Raw genomic sequence first — 22186 nt, 5'->3', positions numbered from 1 at the left:
TTGATTCTTTTGTAAATGATTTGTAAGATTGGAAGATAGACGGATGTAAGGAGAGATACTTAATGGTTAAGTTACAGTTTTTGGGTACTTGTGCAGGGATTCCTTCAAAAATGAGAAATGTTAGTTCTTTAGTTATTCAAATGTTACAGTATCAAAATGAATGTTGGATGTTTGATTGTGGTGAAGCAACACAGCACCAGTTATTGCATTCACCACTTACCTTAAGCAAAATCACAAAAATTTTTATTACACATTTACACGGTGATCACATATACGGTTTACCAGGTGTGATTGGGAGTAGATCTTTTCAAGGAGCTACAGAAAAATTGCAAATCTTTGGGCCAAAAGGTATAAAAAACTTTATTGAAACAACTTTAACCGTTTCTAATACATATGTGAGATATCCTTTAGAGATTATCGAAATTCAAGAAGGGCTCATTTGCAAAAATGACTTTTTCTCATTTGAAGCGGTAAGACTCGAGCATGGTATCGTCTCTTATGGTTACCGGATTGTGGAAAAAGATTTACCTGGCCCAATAGATGTTGAAAAGTTAAAAAGTATAGGGGTTACGCCTGGCCCGATATATAAAGAGTTAAAGGCGGGAAAAAAGGTTAAATTGCCAAATGGAAAAATTATTGATGGAAAAGATTATTGTGGTCCAAAAAAAGTAGGTAAAATCATTGCTATTGGAGGAGATACTAGAAAATGTGAAAGTATAAAACGGTTAGCAAAAGATGCAAACATTTTAATACATGAAGCTACTTTTCTCGATAAGGATAGAGATCTTGCTTTTGAACATTTTCATTCGACTGCGTTTGAGGCAGCCAAAACAGCAAAAGAATGTAATGTTAAAGTACTTTTCCTTAATCACATTAGTTCACGTTATTGTGAAGGTATAGACGATTTATTACGAGAAGCTAGATCAACTTTTATTAACTCCTATATACCGCATGATTTACAAACTTATTTACTTCATCAAAATGATGAAGTTGTCTTACAGTTAGATTAGCATTGAAAACATTCCTCTCGAATAAATTTACTTGTTAAATGCCAAATTAATGAGGAGCCTCATGATTTAAACTCTTAACGAATAGGTAAGGATTTTTTCTTAAATGAGCTTAAGGAGGAAAAATATATGGCAACACACGAACAAGTGAAGGAACAATTACAGCAGGTAGGTGAAATATTGCAATTAGCTGAAGAGCAACTAAATTCGGCAAAACAAGTGCAAGGTGGAGATGACATCAAGTATGACGAAGCTCAACTTCAATTAGAGCAAATAAATAATCATATAGAACGTTTACTAATGAGTGCAACTCCTGAGCAAAGGGACCAATTATTTCGCGCGAGACAACAGGTTAACCAAATGCAAAATAAAATGATCTTAGGTATATAAATTAAGGACGAGGCTGACATATTTAAGGTCAGCCTTTTTTCTATAATCAGAATTTATAAATTTCTAACTAGGAAACTGTCTAGCTTCAGGCGCCATCGCCTCGATCACTTCAGTCAAGCAACAGACCAATTACTGCTTGAGATCCTTCGTCGATTAGCTTCATGCAGCTTTGCTCCTGCGATTACTCGTCGCACGAAAAACAATTGCTCCTGCGATTACTCGTCGCACAAAACACTGCTTCGAGGAAGCTTGCTACGAAGCTATGCTAGAAGACGCAGAAGCACGTAACCGTAAGAAGCCAAAGAGCGGCTTCTGTCAAAGGCCTTCCAGTGCCTTTCGCTCGTGACCAAGGCGTTTGCGCTTTTCTTGTGAAAACGATAACCTTTAATAAAAAATGAAACTAATAAATAATGTAATAAAATGTTTAGATATCAGGTAATTAAGGTTAGAAATTTTTTAATATAATTAGGTTGTAACTACTAAATTTTAGGTTGACTTCTTTTTGTAGCTATTTATTTTCCTATAAAGAGCGTGAAAATTGAATAGTTTCGTAACTTCTTAGGAACAAATAGCCTTCGTTTTAAAGTATTCATATATTATTATAAAGGAGGTCAATTTTATGGAATTTGAGCTCGTGTTGACATTTGTAATTTTATGTGTTACAACATTTTTTTTTATGATAGGAAAGTTTCGAGCAGACCTAATTGCTATGTGTTCATTATTATCCTTACTTCTAACGGGTATTATTACTACTTCTGAAGCATTAGCAGGATTTTCAAATTCAGTTGTTGTTATGATTGCAGGCTTATTTATAGTAGGTGGAGGAATTTTTCGAACTGGGTTAGCTCAAATGATTGGCAATAAACTCCTAACATTTGCAGGTAAAAGTGAAGCGAAGCTGTTACTAATATTAATGATACTTGTTGCTGGATTAAGTGCATTTATGAGCAATACAGGAACAGTAGCTGTACTTATGCCAGTAGTTATCAGTATAGCAATAGGGATGAAAAAAAGTCCGTCATTATTTCTAATGCCTCTTGCATTTGCTAGTAGTTTAGGAGGAGTGCTTACATTGATCGGAACTCCGCCCAACCTAATTGTTAGCCAGACTTTAGCTGATAACGGATACGAGCGCTTATCGTTTTTTGATTTTACTCCAGTAGGTATAGTTGCGTTAGCTACTGGGATTTTATTTTTAATGACAGTAGGTAAGAGATTATTACCAAAAGGTGACCCAAGAAAAAAATTACGAGATAAACAAGATGTTAGTCCTACCGAGTTGGCTAATAACTTTCATATCTCTGATCAGTTATATCGAGTAAGGGTACATCCTTTATCACCAATTATTAATAAACCCCTCTCTAAACTTGAACTTCCAAAACTGTATCAAGTGAGCATAATAAAAATAGAACGTGGAAGCTTGGAATTCAAGAAAATTTTACCACGTACCAAACATTTCTCAGCTACATCAAATACGGTTATCAAAGAAAATGATATCTTGTATCTTCAAGGCGAGGTTGATGCTATTGATCAGTTCAAAAGTGATTATCGCTTAATGTTTTTAAAGGAAAGTAAAGCGGCCCCTACTGATTTAGTTTCGCGAGAGTTTGGTGTCGCTGAAATTTTATTAACCCCTGAGTCATCCTTTATAGACAAAACCATTACTGAATTAAAATTTCGAGAAAAATATAACCTTAATATATTAGGAATAAATCGAAAAGGAAAGTATCAATTAGACGCATGGCTAACAGAAACATTAAAATTTGGTGATGCATTGCTCGTACAGGGAAGATGGTCAGATTTAGAATTGTTAGCAAAAGAAACTCGAGATGTCGTAGTGCTAGGTCAAACAAAAGAACAGGCTAGTATGGCAGCTGCGAATGGTAAAGCACCAGTTGCCGCAGCTATTATGATGGGAATGCTACTTATGATGACATTAGAAGTAGTTCCAGCAGTTACTGCTGTATTAATCTCAGCAGTATTGATGATTATTACGGGTTGTTTAAGAAATGTAGATGACGCTTATGGTAGAATAAATTGGGAAAGTGTATTTTTAATTGCTGCAATGCTTCCAATGGCAACTGCTCTTGAAAAAACGGGTGGTGTTTTATATCTGTCGGATATAATTACAGGTTTTTTAGGTGTATATGGTCCACTTGCACTAGTCGCTGGTTTTTATTTCATTACCATGTTATTTAGTCAATTTATTAGCAATACTGCTACAGCCGTTTTGTTTGCTCCAATTGCTATAACAACTGCAATCAATTATGGTGTAAGTCCTTACCCATTTTTAATTGCAGTTTCTGTTGCTGCGAGTATGGCGTTCGCAACACCAGTTGCCTCACCAACTAACGCCTTAGTAATGACTGCAGGTGGTTATAAATTTAGTGACTTTGTAAAAGTAGGTGTCCCATTACAGATCGTGATATGGCTTGTCATGATGTTTACAATTCCTTATTTCTTTCCATTTTAGTAACCGCTTCCTTTTTATTGTGTAACAGAGGTCAAATAGACCTCTGTTTTTTATATATTCATCCTATTTTGAGAGACACAATACGTTAGTAAAGGAAACTTTCAAAACAGTTGTTTATTTACTGATACCAGTGTTATAAAATTATTAGTTAGTAACAAATAATGAAAACTTTCAAAGCTTGTGAGTAAACTAAATATTTGACACAATGCTAGTAATAGATAGTCTTTGTTTTTAACCAAAAAAGAACCTTAATTACTGTTAAGAATGGAATGGAAGGGGAAAATATATGAAAGCACCAGATTTTATACTGAAGAAAATGGGGCAAGAAGAAGAAGTGTCCTTACATTCGTATGTAGGAAAGCCTATTTTGCTTACCTTTTGGACATCGTGGTGCCCAGATTCTCAAAAGGATCTCTATATTAAAAATCAATTTTACGGTTCAATGAAAAATAATAATTTAATCTTATTGACAATAAATGTTACGGGGCGTGAAGGGAATAAAGATGCCGGATTAAAGTTTATGGAAAGGGAAAATTACTCTTTTCCAGCGCTAGAGGATGAAGGTACAAAAACGTATGATGCCTATCGATGTATGGGGGTTCCGACAACAATTTTAATTAGTAAAGAACATGATGTTGTAGCTACGTATAATGACAAAGTTCACTTCACAGAAGTTTTAAAAAATATTGGGAAGATATTATAATGAAAACTGTCATGTGATCACATATTACATTTTTGAGTGAAAAAAATATTTTAAAGGAGTGACGTGCATGAATAAAGAGAATGTAATAAAAATTCTAGAAGAAAGAAAACTTACAGATATTATTGAGTTGATTGAGGACGCAGAAACGGGTGACTTAGAAGAACTTGAGTTAGTAAAATCTGTAGGGCTTCTCTATGATGTTGCATTAAATAAAGAAGTTATTCAACTCTTACAAGATTTAGGAGTAAAGATTATTTATGTAACAGATGAAGAATAGGGGGCATTAATAAATGCGGCCGATCCCGAATCAAAGGATTTCAAAAAATGCTTTAAAGGTTTGGCGAATTTTAGGTGCAATAGAAACTTTCATTTACATGCTTTTACTTATAGGATACTACTTTTTGTCAACTTATTTTCAAGGAACTGATTGGATCAAATGGACTTTACTAGTTATTGTTATAAGTATTGGAATAATTAAAGTGGTATTTATTCCAACGTTTCGATGGCGTAGATGGCGCTATGAAGTATATGAACAGGAAATAGATCTTCAATTTGGGATAATTGTCGTAAGAAGAGTACTAATTCCGATGATTCGAATTCAACACGTTGATACAAGGCAAGGTCCACTGTTAAAATATTTTCGATTAGCATCAGTGACAGTTACTACTGCTGCTACAGTTCATCAAATTCCAGCACTACCAGAGAGTCAAGCAGCAAATCTTAGAGACCGTATTTCTAAGTTAGCAGCGGAGGCAGACGAAGATGTTTAAAGGAAAAAGGCTACATCCAGTATCAATATTCTTTTTATCTTTTTCTGCATTAAAAGAGCTTTTAGTTCCATTTTTTGCTGCTTTTATTTTTGGTAGAGGTGCCGCTCCTATGGGTACGCCATTTAATCTTTACTTTATTATCGGTGTGTTTTTACTTTTATTTATTTATGGCTATTTGAAATGGCTTACGTTTACATATGAAGTAAATGAAAAGGAACTTGAGATTAAAACAGGAATTTTGGTTAAAAAGCATCGATTTATACAAAAAGAAAGAGTTTATAGTATTGATATTACTTCGAGTGTCTTTCAAAGGTTATTTCATTTAGTAACTGTTAATATAGAAACAGCTGGAGGTGGGCATGAACCGGAAGTTAGATTAGCGGCTATTAGAAAGCAAGAAGCATACAAGATTAAAAGGAAACTATTATTTAAACAAAGTACAGAGCCTTCGGTATTAAATGATTTAGAGAAATCCAAAGCATCGGTAGACACTTTGTGGACACTAACGCGAAAGGATTTAATAATTACAGCCCTAACATCGAGTGGTATTGGGATCGTCTTTATGGCGATACTTGCATTAATTACTCAACTAGAAAATTTGCTTTCTGAAGGGTTAATTGTATATACATTCGGATATTTATTCGAATCAAGTGTTGTGGTAATCATCTTTATTTTGATAATAATTTTGATTATTGCATGGCTTATTTCAATTTTAGCTACATTGTTAAAGTATGGTGGCTTCAAAATAATGAAAAAAGGTGATGAGATAGAAATTACGAGAGGCCTTATTGAAAAGAGGCACCTTACATTATCGTTAAATAGAATCACTGCGATTAGAATTGTAGAAAGTGTATTAAGACAGCCATTTGGATTAGCTACTATATATGTTGAGAGCGCTGGTGGAGGGTCAAAAGATGAACAGTTTCTACGGTACTGTTTCCTTTAGTAAGAAAAAGGTATTTTCAAAAACAATTAAGTAAGATTGCCCCTAACTTTTCTTTTCATTACACTATTGAACCTTTACCGAAACGTGCGAGATTACGGTATATTTTTCGGAAGTTAATTCCTGCAAGTTTAATATCTAGTTTAGTAACATATTTTCTCCCATACGGATTTGTATTGGCATTTTGTTTGGTTTTAGGTTCTATTTTACTTGGTAACCTTCAATATCAAGATGGTGGGATTGGGAGAAATAAAGCATTTTTTTTGATTTCCAGTCGTTCCTTTTCAAGAACATTAGTAATTATACCAAAGCACAGAATCCAAGCTCTAGAAGTTAGTCAATCTTTTGTTCAAAAATTTAGGACTTTGTTTACGATTCAAACGTCTATTTTAACAAGTATTACTGGGAAGTCTTTTCGTTCTATAGATGTAAGTACTGAACAAAAGGAAGAAGTATTAGATTGGTTTACTTATGAAAAATAAGCACAGTTACACTGTGCTTATTTTCTATCTAGAAGTTTCAGTTGAATATGTCATTAATAGTCTTTTGCCTTGGTCGTTTGTAAACTCAAAACGATCATAGGTAATGTCTTGTCCATCTTTAGAACTCTCTCGTTCGTAGTGATGCTGGACTAGCAACGTCATTTCGTCTTTTTGATAGGAGATAAAATTAACTCCTTTTAAGACCTTTTCGTTTTGAGAGCTTAAATATTTCATTAGCAGACTATTATGGCAATGCACACAATGGTCATGACTAACATCAAACTTTGATAGACCACTATTTAATGAGTCTAATGCAGGTTTCTCAAGTTCGTTCATAAACAAGTGGTAAGGACTAAAATGATCTTTTATTAAACGTATTTGTCCACCTTCTTTAACTTGATACCTCTTTTTATTTTCATCAATAAAAGTTAAACCAATGTCATATTGGACATTTACCCATTGACCTTTATTTTTTATTTGAAATGGAAATGGGCATTGTTTAAGTGGTATACGATTATTATCTACATCAAGTAAATACACAATTTCATTATCTTTCAAAATAGTAAAATATTGAACGTCATTTCCTGATTCTGGGTCTAATTTCTTTAAATCATCATTAAGTTCACTGAGTACATGAGTTATCTTTTCTTTCTCAGACTCAAAATAATTTATTTCATTAACCAATGCATCTAATAAAGAAGAGTGATAATCTAGGTTGTCCACATCACCAAGTATAGGTTCAATTTTAGAACCAGCTATTTCATATATCTCGCCATGTGTAAAAGAGGGGCGTGTCAAAATATCGACGTTTAAATCGGATAAATTTTGAACTGGGTATTGCTCAATAGCATTTATTTTTACTTTTCCTCGCCATGGCTTTCGTGGTTCGGCAATTATCTCTAATAATTCACCTATATAACTACCTAGCAACGGATCTACAACACGAATTTGTTTTCCGATATGGTTGTTTGCTTCTTTTCTATTCATGAGTAACCCCACTTTTTCAATTTTATTCGTTTTTTTAAGACATAATGTAGTATAAATTAATTGTGACGTTGGAAAGCTCTAGCGCTTATGCTTTTCTTAATTATAGTACATTTTTTTGTTGTTGAGAAATATTTGTTTCTATCATTTATGTAGTTTTAAAAAAAATTAACAGGAGTTAGGTATTTCCTCACTCCTGTTTAAAATAAGTATATTTATTTATCATATCGAATTTTATTTAATCTAAATAGTTGCTCCATTCTGTCAAGTTTCATCGTTTCCATTTGTTTTATTAACGAAATTATTTTTGTTTCAATTCTTGCTATGGCTACTATAAAATTTTCTTTCTGTTCTAACTGTTGAATTTGTGTTAAGGCTAAATAAGAGTGAAGAAGGTTAGGAAGATCTTCGCGTACTACTCGTTTAATAGTATGTCGATCCTCAATATCTAATAAGTGAAAATCTGGAACGATACGGTCGATTTGTTGGATAATACTCCCTAATCTATTTTCGATTATTGGATCAACAGCTAGGTGATGATTATGATTAGATATTCGCTTCATTTCCACAAGAAGATTTCTTATTTCTTCTTGTTTTTCTGTAGGGGAAGTGTTTGTAGCTTGATTTCTAATCTCTTGTTCATTTTGTTTTACTAACCTTCCAATAAGTGCATCATCTAACATATCTAGTTTATAAAATATTCCATGAAGAAATGGACTACGCTTTACTGAACGAACATAAGACTTCCCTTGATAGGAATAGTATATTGTTGCTTCTAAAACTTTTCCAGTTCCATTCTTTGTTTTATATATTTTCCTAAAGACTTCAATAATTATTCGTTTTTTTATAGGGGCTTCAGAAAGCTTCTGATCACATATATCTATACGTAGCCGCTTTTTTCTGATTTTTATTTGAAGTTTCATTTGGGTTGTTTTCCTTTTAAACACCCGATTCATTCTTTCAATTTCAGTAACTTGAATGATGTCGTCAATAAATTTTTCTGTTTCTAAAAGAAGCGCTTGACTATACTGATCTGAAATAATTACTTCCTTAACAGGTCTAAGCCTATCAGGTAACCAACTTTCAAAGAAAGGTAATTCCAATATTCTATTGATTAATGTCATAAGCGGGCTCCATTTATTCTAATAATTTTTGTTTCATTTGCGTATTCAGTTCATCTAGTTCAAGAATAAACTTTTTTCCACTCTCAATAATTTTTTCATTTGAAGTTTCCGTTAGTTTGATTGCTGAATAAACATCTTCATAGGCTTTTCGGAAAGTTTCTATTGCAATTGCAGGCTCTTCTAACATTTTTAACGTTTCTTCAGTATTTGACTTTAATGCCTGAGCATTTGAAAGAAGCATTGCTTCGGTTGCGTCATTTACGTTTTTAACAGCATTAATAACAGTTTTTTGATTACCTAAAGCAAGTTGAATGGATGCAGTTACGGTAATGATATTTTTTGTCATAGTAATTGCATTAAAGATTGCTTCTTCAAGTTTTTCATTATTTTCTACTATCAAATCGACACTTGCTAAAGATTGTTGTAAAACGAGAACGGCTTGGGACATGTTTTTCACCCTTGAAATAACTTTTTGCTGTCCTTTCTGTAATGCAGGTAAATTTCCGTCAAACATCTCATCTGATTTCTTTTCTTCCAACATTTCATTTAGCTTTTTTCCAACTTCAATTTGCTCATTTAGATTGTTTATCCTTATAATAGCAACTTCCTTTAATTGATGAAGCATAACTGTATCTTCTTGTAATTTATCTTTGCCTATTAAGAGAGCTTCAATTATATTTTCTACTTGAGCTTCAACTGTTTTATATTTTTTGGCATATTGTTCCATTGGGTTTCTTTTTAATAAACGATTCAGTAAGGTTTGAACTTGCCCCTTTTTTAAGTGATTAGGCTCTAAATCAGATACAATTTCCTTAAGACGATGTAAGTTTTTGGGGAGGTCGTTATTTGGTTGGTGCATCATTTCTGAAACGGGTCGCTTTAAAGCTTCTAGTGATTCACCAGCACTTTTTTGCGCTTCAGTACCTAATCCACTTAGCTTTTCTAAAAGACGATCTACATCCTCTACACTATTTAATGGATGAAGATATTCTTTAACCTTCTTATCTATTTTTAAATTGAATGCATGTTTATCTTCCATTGTAATCCCTCCTGTTTTTCCTCTTATTACATACGATTAGCCACGTATGAAGTTTCATAATTGGCTAATTTTGTCTGAATTATATAATGAAAACTACACCTATTCAAGGGGAAGGCTACGTATTAGTTTTGTATTTGTATTTATGAGTTGGAAAAGCTGTCTTACTCCAGTACTTATCCATATAAGTTCACTTCGTGGTGACAAAGGACTAGCGCATTTCTTAATTGTAAATAGCCAAGCATTTGCTTGGCTAAATGAAATTTTATCATTCATTATTGTAGCTACTACTATATCTAGTTATGTTGAACTGTTCGTAACAAGTACATAGATTTATGCAGTTCACTATGATAATTACTCAAAAAATAAAGATATAGTAACTTGTTACAATGTAAGAAAGAACAATTATCAGTGACGGAAAGGAATAATTAAAAGAAGTTTTTGGTCTAATGCGAATAAGTAAATAAAAAGTGATTACGTATAAGAAAATAATTAGAGAAGCTGTAAGTTCATGAATTGGTTCTACATGAACTAGTAAAGGGCCTTCTCTGTAAAAGATATCCGTTCCACATAAAATTAGGATATTAAATAAGTTACTTCCTAAAATTGAACCGATAGCTAAATTGAAGTTTCTTAATTTACAGGCTACAAAGCATGCAACAGCCTCTGGCAATGAAGTTGAAGCTGCTAAAAGAAAGCTACCTACAAAGCTTGCTCCAAGTCCTGTAGCCAGTGCTATTTGATCACCTAGGATCGTCAATAAAGTTCCACTAACTAAAATAATTACAGCTGCAATTATAAACCTTTTTAAAGCTTGTTTTGCTGATAACGGAGGTAGTGGAATATCTCTTTTTTCATTCTGTGATGTCTTATCCTTAGAGGATTGCTTTAATTTTGAAATTAAAATCATTCCAACCGTGTAACAAATTAGGAGAAAAAAAGTATCAACTCCTACACCTAAAATAATAAACATTAGATTTGTTTGTAACGAGAATAAGATAATGAACATTAAACCGACCCCTAAACCAGCTGTATAACGGTGTTGCGTCCAGATTTTTTCAAAAAACTGAGCTTTTCGAAAATATAGGTCTAAAAAGGCTAGGATAACAAGATTAAACACGTTACTGCCTAGGATATTTCCGACTGCTAAATCTGGGTTATTTAACATAATGGATGTATAACTAGTTGTTATTTCCGGTAATGACGTTGCGCCGGCTAAAAGCATGGAACCAATAATCATACCACCAACTGCTGTTTTTTCACTAATAATATCAGCATATCCAGATAGTTTTGTTGCGGTAACAATCGTGATTATAGCTACTAAAAAAAAGTATAGAAATAACAATTTATATCACCTTTGCTTGATAAAATATCTTCGTATGATTATCATGTACACATTGATAAAATAAATGTTATGAAACCAGTGGTAATATTTTTAACGAATGGAGCGGAGTAACGATGAAAAAAGCACATAGAAACCTAAAAAAACAAGAAGATGGAAAAATCCAATTAACAGACCAATTAAATGAAGGGGCGCTTTCAAAATTAAAGTTAATTGGTAAACAGCTTAAAGATGAAGAAGCAAAGAAGCAAATAGCGAAACAAGAAATGGAAAGACAAAAAAGAATTGAAAGAGAAAAAAATAAATCCTTTGAGGAGCTTCTTGATGAAAGTAACCTCGATTGGAAATCGTATAAATAAGCCTGAACTAATCATCATCCTTCTCTAATGAAAGGTATTCTATATCGAAACTTTAGAGGCAGCTACTTTTTCCTTTGGAAAAATAATGTTCAAAGTTAATATTAGTTATGTAAGCATGCAACTGACTTTTGCCACTCTACACCTTTACAAGATAGATGATTAATGATTAATTATGAATAAATACAAGTTGTCTCACCTCGAAACGTTCATTTGTTCTCTTAGTATTCTATGAATTTAAACGCAATGATTTCGTTTTAGCTCGCTATTAATGGCCAGTACTATCCACACTTTAATGAAGTAAGTTTAATGTGTATAGACTTTAAGAGGTATGTTAAAAAACTTTAGAGACCTTATGAATATTTGATATTAAATTATAATATAAAACTAATAAGTTATAGAATATAAACAGCAGTTCATGTATACTAAAAAAGTAGTGGAGTAACTTAATGGATCTCATAATACAATTTTACTTGACTAAATTCCATTTAGTTGACTTGTTATGTTTCTAACTTGATATAATTGTTGTCGCTAGATTAATGGAGTTACGAGAATTTACTCAACTAGTAAGTAAATATTAAATATATTTACTAAGGAGGGCTTGAAAATGCTGACAAATATAGGAATACCAGGTTTAGTACTTATTCTAGTAATAGCTTTAATTATTTTTGGTCCGAAAAAATTACCTGAATTAGGAAAAGCTGTAGGGCAAACGTTAAAGGAATTTAAGTCGTCTACTAGGGAGTTAACGAGTGATGTAATGGAAGAACTTGAAGATGAAAAGTCAAAAACAAAATCAAAAAAATAATACAAAAATAAAGGTATAATATTTTATTATAGTTGGAAGATGTGAGAATATAGTCATCTGTCTTGCATCTTTTTATTGTTTAAGGAGATGTTTAGTTATGACCGATCAAAGTATGAACATCCTAGATCACTTAGACGAGTTAAGAAAAAGGGTTATGGTTGTTTTGGCTGCTTTTATAATATTTTTTATTGCTAGCTTTGTATTTGTCACAAATATATACGACTGGTTCGTAAAGGATTTGGACATGACATTAACAGTCCTCGGTCCATTGGATATTGTATATGTATATTTTTTATTAGCTGGAGTAATTGCTCTTGGGTTATCGATACCGGTTTTAATCTGGCAAATTTGGCTTTTTGTAAAGCCGGCGCTAACAAAGCGTGAACAAAGATTAACTATAATTTATATCCCGGCATCCTTGTTTTTATTTATAGCTGGATTGTCATTTGGTTATTTTATTGTCCTACCTTTAGTTTTAAACTTTCTAACTGGTTTAGGAAGCGATATGTTTACAATGATGTTTACGACTGATAAATACTTTCAATTTGTTTTACGTATGACAATTCCATTTAGTATTCTTTTTGAAATGCCATTAGTTGTTATGTTCTTAACAAGTTTAGGAATAGTCACGCCAAAAGGAATGCAGAAAAATAGAAAGTATGCATTTTTTGTTATTGTTGTTATTTCCGTACTAATTTCACCGCCCGATTTTATTTCAGATGTATTAGTTATCATTCCGTTACTTTTCCTTTATGAAGTAAGTATCATTTTGTCTAGTATTATTTTTAGAAGGAAGTTAAAGAAAGAACAGGAGAATGAGAATACAGAAGTGTAAAACAAGAAAAGCGCAAGCGCCTTGGTCACGAGCAGCTGCTCCTGTGCCTCTGCGTTTGCTCAAGAGCAAAGCCGCTTCGAAGTAATTCAAGTAGTAGCTTCACTGGGGCGGCCTTTGACAGAAGCCGCTCTTTGGCTTCTTACGGTTACGTGCCTCTGCGTCTTCTAGCATAGCTTCGTAGCAAGCTTCCTCGAAGCAGTGTTTTGTGCGACGAGTAATCGCAGGAGCAATTGTTTTTCGTGCGACGAGTAATCGCAGGAGCAATTGTTTTTCGTGCGACGAGTAATCGCAGGAGCAATTGTTTTTCGTGCGACGAGTAATCGCAGGAGCAAAGCTGCATGAAGCTATTCAGAGACGTTATTCAAATAGTAATTGAAGTCCGTTGCTTGACTGAAGTGACCGAGCTCGTAGGCTGCTTGCGCTAGACAGTTTCCAAGTTGAAATTTATAAATTCTGAAACTGTGAAAAAGAAGTATCTGACAGATGACGTCAGATACTTCTTTTTACTACGGAGAAAGTTAACGATCCACTAATTTTTTACTTGCAGTTAAGTTGTGAAGCGACTTTTGAAATTTGTAAATATACTGTACTAATTGTGTCACAAAAAGTGTGCGAAAATAACGTATAGTATAAGGTAGGTAAAAATATTTATGTTAACTTGAGTTTAATATAGAAAATACTTATTAAGAACCCTTAAAAGTGGGGAGGGAATAGCATGGATGCGTATATGATCGCTAAGTATAGTTTTATATCTTTAGTTAAAGGGATAGCTGTCGCGTTAGCTACATTGTTTGGGATACTTTTCAGTCAACCTATTATTTTGTTATTAAGGTTTGATTTTCCCGAGCATCCGATTTTATTGGCAAACATAAATAGTACGTTATTGTTTATTTGTATTATTATTTTAACTTCTATATTGGTAGGAGAATTGGTAAAAAAATTAAATCAACCTATTTTGGAAAGATTTGTGTTTATTTTTGTTTATCATTATTTCTTTTTTCATTTAGTAAGAGCTATTGATGGTTATATATCTAATTTAAATAATAATGTCATATTCGACTTAGTTTCACATATTATTCCTTCATTAGTTTTTGCTTTTACTGTATCTTTATTATGGAAGCCTGAAAGGGAGTTAATATCTATTAGACATAAGGCAAAAGAGTATTTTAGCGCTACGAAAGTAAGTAGTTGGATTTGGAAATTTTGGATTGGAGCCCTATGTTTTGTGCCGATTTACCTAGTTACAGATTCGCTAATATCTCCCTTTGTAGCACCGTATTATACAGATCTTGCAAATATTTTATCAACCAGTCCAAGCTTACTTACATTATTAATGATTAAGCTAGCAATCGGTTTATTATCTGTCCTTGTTTTAATGCCTATTTTTGTTATGTGGACTGGACCAAAAGCTTCACTATTATTTTGGAGTGGTTTTCCTATTTTCGTTCAAGCTGCTGTGTATCCTTCAATTGTAGAAGTTTGGCTTCCGCTAGGTATGAGGTTTCCTTACCTAATTAAATATACGGTTATCACCTATTTATTAGCAATTATTTTTGTTCAATTATTTTTTGTCCCTCATGAAAATGAGGTCATTGACGATCAATTTAATTGGATGTATTAAAGAAAAATTGCTTTCAGTAAAGAAGCATTTGAGTTACTTCTCAATTACTAACCTAAATCACAACTGATTTAGGCTTTTCTTCCTCTATCTTAATAACGAGTATTGTATTGTTCTATTCAACATTATACATACGCTTCGGGTTAGTATAAGTTAAATGTAAGTTGTAGTAAAAAACGCACAATTTGTGCGTTTTTTTTACTTAATCAGAATTTATAAATTTCTAACTTGGAAACTGTCTAACTCCAGGCGCCATCGGCTCGATCACTTCAGTCAAGCAACGGACTTCAATAACTATTTGAATAACGTCTCTGAATAGCTTCATGCAGCTTTGCTCCTGCGATTACTCGTCGCACAAAACACTGCTTCGAGGAAGCCTACTTCGATGCGTTGCTGTCAGACGCAGAAGCACGCGGAAGCCAAAGAGCGGCTTCTGTCAAAGGCCTTCCAGTGCCTTTCGCTCGTGACCAAGGCGCCTTGAACTTTTCTTGCTACAAGTTAAAGTATAAATTTCTTATTTGGAAAACTGTCTATCTTCAACTGCTAATTCCTCTTCATCTTGAGTATACAGTTCTATCTGAATTTTTTGGTAAAAGAGACCCCCACCTCTAAGCTTAGCGTAGGTGGGATTTTCCAATCAGGTGGATTAGACTCTCCACCTGATTTTCCGATGTTTCAGCTTGCTGAAACGAGTTCACTTACGTTAGAGCGGCTGCTGCTCAATTCTAATCTAATGTAAGTTCTATCTACAGAAAATGTGACATTTAACACATTTCATTCAAAAAACTAGGGTTACAATTGAAAGATAGAGTTTTTAGAGAAGTATGAGGTAGGGGGGAAGCTGGAATGGAATTAACAAGAAGAAGTCTATTAAAAGCTGCTGCGATCTCATCAGCTATGATTGCCGCAGGATGTACATCAAAGACAACACCGGAACCTAAGAAACCAACAAAAGACCCAGTAGAATTGGAAGCACAATCAATTCAACCAGATGAATGGAAAACTTCTGTTTGTCGCTACTGTGGAACTGGTTGTGGAGTTTTAGTTGGAATAAAAAATAACAGAGTGATAGCGGTGAAAGGGGACCCTAATAATCGTTCAAATAGGGGACTTAATTGTGTGAAAGGTTACTATTTAGGAAAGATATTGTTCGGGAAAGACCGATTAACAAAACCTTTAATCCGTGAAGATAACAGTAAAAAAGGTACAATGGATGGCTTTCGTGAAGCGACATGGGAAGAAGCTCTTGATTTGGTTGCAAGTAAATTGAAAGAAGCCCACGAAGCTGATCCTAACTCTATTGCTTTTTGGGGATCTGGACAACAGACCATTCATGAAGGTTATGCTTCAGTGAAACTTTGGAAAGTTGGATTACAAAATAATAATATAGACCCTAACGCAAGACTTTGCATGGCAAGTGCTGTAGCTGGGTTTATGACGACTTTCCAATCTGACGAGCCGATGGGATGTTATGAAGATTTAGACCAAGCCGATGTATTTCTTACATGGGGAGCGAATATGGCAGAAATGCACCCGGTATTATATTCGCGTTTAACTGCTAGAAAGCTAACAGGTACCAATGTTTTACATTATGATTTAACAACGAGATATTCTCGTACAAGTGAAGTTGCAGACAAAGTACTAGTATTTAGGCCACAAACTGATTTAGCGATTGCAAATTGTATTGCTAATTATGTAATTGAAACCGAAGCTTACGATAAACAGTTTATTAACGACCACTGTCAATTTAAAGCAGGGACTGAAAATTTAGGCCATGCAATCAATGATGATTATGATGGAACTGAAATTGGTCTAAATTCTGGTGCGAATTGGTCCATTTCATTTGATGAGTTTAAAGAAAGTGTTAGTCAATATACATTTGAATATACTTCTGAACTGTCTGGTGTAGCAGTTGAAGATTTACAAGCACTAGCTAAAGAATTTGCAGATCCTAATAAGAAAATCGTTTCAACTTGGACGATGGGTGTTAACCAGCACACTCGTGGAACATGGATGAACAATTTGATTTATAATATTCATCTCTTAACAGGAAAGATTAGTCAACCAGGTAGTGGACCGTTTTCATTAACTGGCCAGCCGAGTGCTTGTGGAACCGCACGTGAAGTAGGGGTATTTTCACATCGCCTTCCTGCCGATTTAGTTGTTGATAATCAAGAACACCGCCGCTTTAGTGAAATGATTTGGAATTTACCAGAAGGGTATCTCGATGCTATTGAAAAACCAGGTTTTCATACGATAAAAATGTTTCGAGAGTTGGGGAATGGGAAAGTAAAATTTCTTTGGAGTATGTCAAATAACTGGGGGCAGACACTACCTAAAACTAATCGATTTCGTGGTGTTGATGAAGATGGAAAGGGCGTTAATGACGGGTTTATTGTCGTATCTGAAGTTTACCCAACTCGCTCTACAGAAATGGCAAATGTCGTTTTTCCTGCTGCTATGTGGGTGGAAAGAGAAGGGATGTTTGGCAATGCTGAGCGTCGAAACGCTATTTTTGAAAAGTGTCAAGAGCCACCAGGAGAAGCGAAATGGGATTTGTGGACAATTGTTCAAGTTGCCAAACGTGTTTTAGAAGGTAAAAAAATTGGTGGGCATGATGCGTTTGATGTAATTTTCGGAAAGAATGGTCCAGATATTTGGGATTATGAGAATCAGGATCTGAAACACAATCAGACAGAGGTTTGTCGTAATCTTTGGGAAGAATATCGATTATTTTCTAATCCTCATATCCATCCAAATTCGAAAGTACAAGAGTTAGGTAAAAAGTTGAAAACGAAAGCCAAGCAATTAGCTCCATATGAAGAATACTTAAAGCAGCATGGTATTTTATGGCCGGTCCGAGAGGTAAATGGAAAGTGGCTTGAAACAAAATGGCGATACGCTCATGGGAGACAAGAAGATGGCTTTGATCAAGTGGGTGTTGAAGAATATGGTCAAGCAGGTAAGTATAAAAATATTGATTTCTATAAATCTAATGATCATCGTCCTACTGTATTTTTTAGACCATTTGAAGATGCTCCAGAAATTCCTGATGAAGAATATCCTTTCTGGTTATGTACTGGTCGAGTATTAGAACATTGGCATAGTGGATCTATGACTCGTCGGGTACCTGAATTACACCGAGCTGTTCCCGAAGCTCTTTGTGAGATACATCCTGAGGATGCCAAAAAGCTTGGAATTGAGGATATGGATTGGGTATTTATTGAGTCGCGTCGTGGAAAAACAAAGGTAAAAGTAACAACAAATGGACGCGGTAGGCCACCGAAAGGTTTAATATACGTGCCCTTTTTTGCTGAAGAAGTATTGATAAATGATACAACACTTGATGCCTATTGCCCAATTTCAAAACAACCAGATTATAAAAAATGCGCGGTTAAGATTATGAAGGTGTAGGGGGCAGTCATATATGAAAAAGTTAAAATATACTATTTTTTTATTCGTGATTGGACTATTAATTGTGGCAATATCTGTTGGTTCTAGTTTCTTTAGTCATACAGAACCAAACGAAGATCAAACTGAACAGCAGACAGCTAAAACATTATTATTACCACAGTTGAATGAAGAGAGAGCTGATGCTGCAACGATGGTATTAGTATCAGCACCACCACCCCAACCAGCTGATCATATAAATCGTTGGAACCCCGATCTACAGCAAGATAGTTGCTTAATGTGTCATGCTCTAGAAACTACTGGAGCAGCTACATTACCAGAAGATCATTATTATGACAATAATCGAAATAATGAGCTATACAGAACATACTGTATTCAATGTCATGTAACTCAAGAAGATGATAAGCCAGCTTTTAATAGGGATAACTAATGAGGTGTATGTATGGTCATTTCAGGATTTATGTTAATTACAGTTAATGGAAAAACAAGGATGGTTATTGAAAGTCTACAGAAAATAACTGGAGTTGAAGTGCATCACGTTGTAGAAGAGGTAAAAGTAATTGTAACTCTTGAAGCTGAATCTGTTGATGAAAGCTATCGAATAGGTGAAAAATTTAAAGAAATTGATGGCATTGTTTCCGTTTGTCTGGCGTATACAAACTTTGAGGAAGATCGAGCAATGCAACATTATATAAGTGTGGACTAGCAATGAATGAAAAAATAAGTCGTAGACAATATTTACAGGCAAACTTTCGTTCATCTTATCAATTCCTTGGTACACTTATTGGGTCTACTATAGAAGAAGATAGAAATTTCATGCGACCACCTGGTGTTAGTCATGAACTTGCCTTCATGACAACATGCACTCGTTGTGGCATTTGCAAAGAAGTGTGTCCTACTTCAACAATTGAATTATTTTCGGTTGATTTTGGAGCTAAGCTTGCCGGAACTCCGTATATAAATCCTAATGAATCTCCATGCACCTTCTGCAATAATTGTATAACTCATTGTCCTACTGGAGCGTTAGTAGCAGAGGGTAGTGTAGAAAAATTGGGTGTTGCCGAGATTTTCGAATTCAACTGTTTAGCTTATAAAGGGACGATGTGTGATTACTGTACTAGAGCTTGCCCATTAGGGAGCGCAGCTTTAACTATTGAGTCGGGGAAACCAAAAGTCATTGAGGAGAATTGTAATGGCTGTGGTCAATGTGTCAGTGCTTGTATTCAGACGTATAAAGGGATTTATGTTAAACCGATAAAGAAAAAATAGAATCGGATGACCATTTTGGTCATCCGTTTTCATATTACATTTTATCGTTACTTTGCTTGCCAGCTTGCCCAGCTTCTACGTAAGGCTCTCTTGCAAATTCTTGATCTGGCGAGTTACCTAGTGGACTGACGTGAGCTCCATGTTTGTTCTTTCCTTCTTTTTTAGGGTTACTTTTCCGTTTTGTCATGATACTGTCTCCTTTTAAATTATTGTGACGTAGGAGTTTGAACTCCAACTTATTATTCGCATAATTTAATTTTCTATTTACTTTATTGTCCTTATTTCAATTTTTAGCATAATCTTTCCCGACAGATATAACTATGTTATTGTATCAGTATTACTTAAATGTAACGGAGTTGGAAAAATGTTTGTAAAAGATACACTTCAGCAATCACCTTTGGAAATTTTAAAAAAATATTATGGATATGATCACTTCAGAAAAAATCAAGAAGAGATTATTTCTTCCCTCTTAAACAATCAAGATACTCTATGTATTATGCCTACAGGCGGGGGGAAGTCGGTTTGTTATCAAATACCTGCCATCTTGTTTCAAGGAATTACTATTGTTATTAGCCCATTGATTTCTTTAATGAAAGACCAAGTAGATACGTTAACAAGTAATGGAATTCCAGCAGTATTTATAAATAGTACGTTGTCTCAAATTGAACAGGACGATATTATGAATGATTTGAAACAGGGTGTTTATAAGCTTGTTTACATTTCTCCCGAGAGATTAGAATCTATTACGTTTGTTAAATTTCTCAAGCAATTACCTATTACATTCATCGCTGTTGATGAGGCGCATTGTGTTTCGCAATGGGGGCATGATTTTCGTCCGAGCTACGGGAAGATTGGTAACTTAATTAATCAACTTTCTCCTAGACCAGTACTTGCTGCTTTTACAGCTACAGCAACTAAGGAAGTAGCTGAGGACATAAAATTAGGTTTAAAGCTTCATGAACCTCAATTGTACATCTCAGGTTATGAAAGAGAAAACCTAGCTTTTTCTGTCGTGAAAACAGGAAATAAAAGAAATTATTTACTTGATTTTATTCAGCGTTACAAGGGTGAAAGCGGGATTGTCTATGCAACCACAAGGAAGGATGTAGAGGAGCTTCAGCTTTTTTTACAGAAAAATGGCGTACAAGCTGTCACGTATCATGGTGGAATGTCAGAAACATTACGTAATAAAAATCAAGAAAAATTTATTTATGATGATGAAAAAATAATTATTGCTACAAATGCTTTTGGAATGGGAATTGACAAATCGAATGTTCGCTACGTTCTTCATTATCAAGTTCCAAAAAGTATGGAAGGTTACTATCAGGAAGCGGGTCGAGCAGGAAGAGATGGTGAGAATAGTGAATGTATATTGTTATTTACTAGTAAAGATGTACAGACACAAAAGTATTTAATTGAACAGTCAGCATCTGTCGAGGAACGGAAAGTACAAGAGTACCAAAAATTACAATCGATGGTAGATTATTGTCACACAACAAAATGTTTACAGAGCTATATCGTTAATTATTTTGGTGGAAAAGTTAACGCTGATTGTGGAAAATGTTCTAATTGTAAATCAGAGTTAGAAGAAATTGATGTAACTGTAGAAGCCCAAAAAATTTTCTCTTGCGTTGTGAGAATGAAAGAAAGATTTGGTGTAACTTTAATTGCCCAGGTACTGAAAGGTTCTCAAAATAAACGTATAAAAGATATGCGTTTAAATGAACTGACAACTTACGGAATAATGAAAAGCAAAACAGAAAAAGAAATTAGTGAACTGATTCAACTTTTCATCGCAGAGGGGTATTTAGAATTAACAGCAGGCCAATTTCCGACTGTCAAAATAACAGAAAAGGCTGTAAGTGTTTTGAAAAATGGATTGAAAGTACTCCAAAAGGTTAAACCGAGTAAACAAGAAGTTCCGATCCAATCAGAGTTATTTGAGAAGCTACGACAGCTCCGTAAAGAAATCGCAGAAAAAGAAATGCTACCTCCTTATATAATTTTCTCTGATTCTACGTTAAAGGAAATGTGTAGGTACAATCCCACAACAAAAGAAGAAATGCTTTTAATAAAAGGAGTGGGGGAATTAAAGTATGAAAAATATGGTGATATCTTCTTAAAGGAGTTAAGTAAATACTCAAACCCAAATGCTGAAAAAATAGTAAAACAAACTGAGGAAACGTTAAAGGACAAAAAGGAAGAAATTCCTAGCCGTTTAGTCACTCTACAATTATTTAGTGAGGGGAAAAATATCCTTGAAATTGCTGAAGAAAGAGAGTTAAAGGTAACGACCGTTGAGCAGCATATTATTCAAAATGTATTAGAAGGGTACGAGATACAATGGGAAAGAGTGTTACCAGCATCTATTGAACAACAAATTCAAGAGAAAATTGATCAAATTGGTGGGGAAAAGCTTAAGCCTTTAAAAGAAGCGTTACCAGAAGAGGTTAGTTATTTTTACATAAAGTTAACTCTTTGTAAAAATAGTAGTAAATAGACGAAAAAGCCTAAACGATGTTTAGGCTCTTCCTTATGGTATCAGAATTTATAAATTTCTAACTTGGAAACTGTTTAGCTCCAGGCGGCTACGCTTTTCTTGTTAGAAAGGTGCTTTTTTTCATTTTTCGACCAC

Annotated in this window: 23 protein-coding genes; 18 read left to right on the top strand and 5 right to left on the bottom strand. The window is 34.2% G+C overall.

The features are described 5' to 3' along the window. Positions 1–62: 62 nt before the first annotated feature. From rnz to BKP37_RS19970, 8 genes are all read left to right on the top strand, one after another. Entirely contained in the window at positions 63–1010 is a 948-nt protein-coding gene (rnz, locus tag BKP37_RS07200) for a ribonuclease Z (RefSeq protein ID WP_071308934.1), read from the top strand. Positions 1011–1136: 126 nt separating this feature from the next. Beyond that, positions 1137–1397 carry a DUF2524 family protein gene (locus BKP37_RS07195; RefSeq protein WP_071308933.1) on the top strand — a complete coding sequence of 87 codons (261 nt, stop codon included), beginning with the start codon at positions 1137–1139 and terminating at the stop codon, positions 1395–1397. Between the two features lie 619 nt (positions 1398–2016). Further along, positions 2017–3870: an SLC13 family permease gene (locus tag BKP37_RS07190; RefSeq protein ID WP_071308932.1), complete on the top strand. Its 1854-nt coding sequence runs from the start codon at positions 2017–2019 to the stop codon at positions 3868–3870. 286 nt (positions 3871–4156) lie between these two features. After that, the gene (locus BKP37_RS07185; protein ID WP_071308931.1) at positions 4157–4573 is read left to right on the top strand and encodes a TlpA disulfide reductase family protein; all 417 of its coding nucleotides are present in this window, start codon (positions 4157–4159) and stop codon (positions 4571–4573) included. Between the two features lie 67 nt (positions 4574–4640). Then, positions 4641–4850: a hypothetical protein gene (locus BKP37_RS07180; RefSeq protein ID WP_071308930.1), complete on the top strand. Its 210-nt coding sequence runs from the start codon at positions 4641–4643 to the stop codon at positions 4848–4850. 13 nt (positions 4851–4863) lie between these two features. Beyond that, entirely contained in the window at positions 4864–5343 is a 480-nt protein-coding gene (locus BKP37_RS07175) for a PH domain-containing protein (RefSeq protein ID WP_071308929.1), read from the top strand. After that, complete coding sequence (locus BKP37_RS07170) at positions 5336–6289, top strand: PH domain-containing protein (protein ID WP_071308928.1); 954 nt, start codon at positions 5336–5338, stop codon at positions 6287–6289. The genes BKP37_RS07175 and BKP37_RS07170 overlap by 8 nt, the downstream gene beginning before the upstream one ends. A 173-nt stretch (positions 6290–6462) precedes the next feature. Beyond that, on the top strand, positions 6463–6768 hold the full coding sequence (locus BKP37_RS19970) for a PH domain-containing protein (RefSeq protein ID WP_071308927.1): 306 nt from the start codon (positions 6463–6465) through the stop codon (positions 6766–6768). A gap of 24 nt (positions 6769–6792) precedes the next feature. Here BKP37_RS19970 and BKP37_RS07160 read toward each other — a convergent pair whose 3' ends face one another. The 3 genes from BKP37_RS07160 to BKP37_RS07150 all read right to left on the bottom strand — a co-directional run bounded on the left by BKP37_RS07160 (position 6793) and on the right by BKP37_RS07150 (position 9915). Continuing rightward, positions 6793–7755 carry a DUF2777 family protein gene (locus tag BKP37_RS07160; protein WP_071308926.1) on the bottom strand — a complete coding sequence of 321 codons (963 nt, stop codon included), beginning with the start codon at positions 7753–7755 and terminating at the stop codon, positions 6793–6795. Positions 7756–7967: 212 nt separating this feature from the next. After that, positions 7968–8876, bottom strand: a complete 909-nt coding sequence (locus BKP37_RS07155) for a hypothetical protein (protein ID WP_071308925.1) — start codon at positions 8874–8876, stop codon at positions 7968–7970. 13 nt (positions 8877–8889) lie between these two features. After that, positions 8890–9915, bottom strand: a complete 1026-nt coding sequence (locus BKP37_RS07150) for a toxic anion resistance protein (RefSeq protein ID WP_071308924.1) — start codon at positions 9913–9915, stop codon at positions 8890–8892. A gap of 46 nt (positions 9916–9961) precedes the next feature. Between BKP37_RS07150 and BKP37_RS07145 the strand changes: the two genes are divergently transcribed. Continuing rightward, positions 9962–10243: a hypothetical protein gene (locus BKP37_RS07145; RefSeq protein WP_139193085.1), complete on the top strand. Its 282-nt coding sequence runs from the start codon at positions 9962–9964 to the stop codon at positions 10241–10243. 27 nt (positions 10244–10270) lie between these two features. Here the strand turns inward: BKP37_RS07145 and BKP37_RS07140 are convergent, their stop codons facing one another. Then, positions 10271–11257: a sodium:calcium antiporter gene (locus BKP37_RS07140; RefSeq protein WP_071308922.1), complete on the bottom strand. Its 987-nt coding sequence runs from the start codon at positions 11255–11257 to the stop codon at positions 10271–10273. 113 nt (positions 11258–11370) lie between these two features. Here BKP37_RS07140 and BKP37_RS07135 point away from each other — a divergent pair, with 113 nt between their 5' ends. From BKP37_RS07135 to BKP37_RS07100, 8 genes are all read left to right on the top strand, one after another. Next, positions 11371–11613 (top strand): YqkE family protein, encoded by a 243-nt coding sequence (locus BKP37_RS07135; RefSeq protein WP_071308921.1) that lies wholly within the window; start codon positions 11371–11373, stop codon positions 11611–11613. A 604-nt stretch (positions 11614–12217) separates the two neighbouring features. Next, positions 12218–12418: a twin-arginine translocase TatA/TatE family subunit gene (locus BKP37_RS07130; protein ID WP_071308920.1), complete on the top strand. Its 201-nt coding sequence runs from the start codon at positions 12218–12220 to the stop codon at positions 12416–12418. A 97-nt stretch (positions 12419–12515) separates the two neighbouring features. Next, positions 12516–13253, top strand: coding sequence for a twin-arginine translocase subunit TatC (tatC, locus tag BKP37_RS07125; RefSeq protein WP_071308919.1), 738 nt, complete (start codon positions 12516–12518; stop codon positions 13251–13253). 715 nt (positions 13254–13968) lie between these two features. Then, complete coding sequence (locus BKP37_RS07120; protein ID WP_071308918.1) at positions 13969–14874, top strand: hypothetical protein; 906 nt, start codon at positions 13969–13971, stop codon at positions 14872–14874. A gap of 843 nt (positions 14875–15717) precedes the next feature. Further along, positions 15718–18285 (top strand): nitrate reductase catalytic subunit NapA, encoded by a 2568-nt coding sequence (gene napA / locus BKP37_RS07115; protein ID WP_071308917.1) that lies wholly within the window; start codon positions 15718–15720, stop codon positions 18283–18285. Between the two features lie 13 nt (positions 18286–18298). Further along, positions 18299–18712: a nitrate reductase cytochrome c-type subunit gene (locus BKP37_RS07110; protein WP_071308916.1), complete on the top strand. Its 414-nt coding sequence runs from the start codon at positions 18299–18301 to the stop codon at positions 18710–18712. Positions 18713–18724: 12 nt separating this feature from the next. Beyond that, complete coding sequence (locus BKP37_RS07105) at positions 18725–18988, top strand: chaperone NapD (protein ID WP_071308915.1); 264 nt, start codon at positions 18725–18727, stop codon at positions 18986–18988. A gap of 2 nt (positions 18989–18990) precedes the next feature. After that, the gene (locus BKP37_RS07100) at positions 18991–19551 is read left to right on the top strand and encodes a 4Fe-4S dicluster domain-containing protein (RefSeq protein WP_071308914.1); all 561 of its coding nucleotides are present in this window, start codon (positions 18991–18993) and stop codon (positions 19549–19551) included. A gap of 34 nt (positions 19552–19585) precedes the next feature. Here the strand turns inward: BKP37_RS07100 and BKP37_RS19965 are convergent, their stop codons facing one another. Beyond that, positions 19586–19738 carry a hypothetical protein gene (locus BKP37_RS19965; RefSeq protein ID WP_169823099.1) on the bottom strand — a complete coding sequence of 51 codons (153 nt, stop codon included), beginning with the start codon at positions 19736–19738 and terminating at the stop codon, positions 19586–19588. A 177-nt stretch (positions 19739–19915) separates the two neighbouring features. Here BKP37_RS19965 and recQ point away from each other — a divergent pair, with 177 nt between their 5' ends. Continuing rightward, positions 19916–22051: a DNA helicase RecQ gene (gene recQ / locus BKP37_RS07095; RefSeq protein WP_071308913.1), complete on the top strand. Its 2136-nt coding sequence runs from the start codon at positions 19916–19918 to the stop codon at positions 22049–22051. Positions 22052–22186 lie beyond the last annotated feature (135 nt).

The sequence above is a fragment of the Anaerobacillus alkalilacustris genome, from assembly GCF_001866005.1.
Taxonomy (GTDB): domain Bacteria; phylum Bacillota; class Bacilli; order Bacillales; family Anaerobacillaceae; genus Anaerobacillus; species Anaerobacillus alkalilacustris.
Note: the sequence above shows the minus strand (reverse complement) of the source record. Positions and strands in the feature narration are given on the sequence as shown.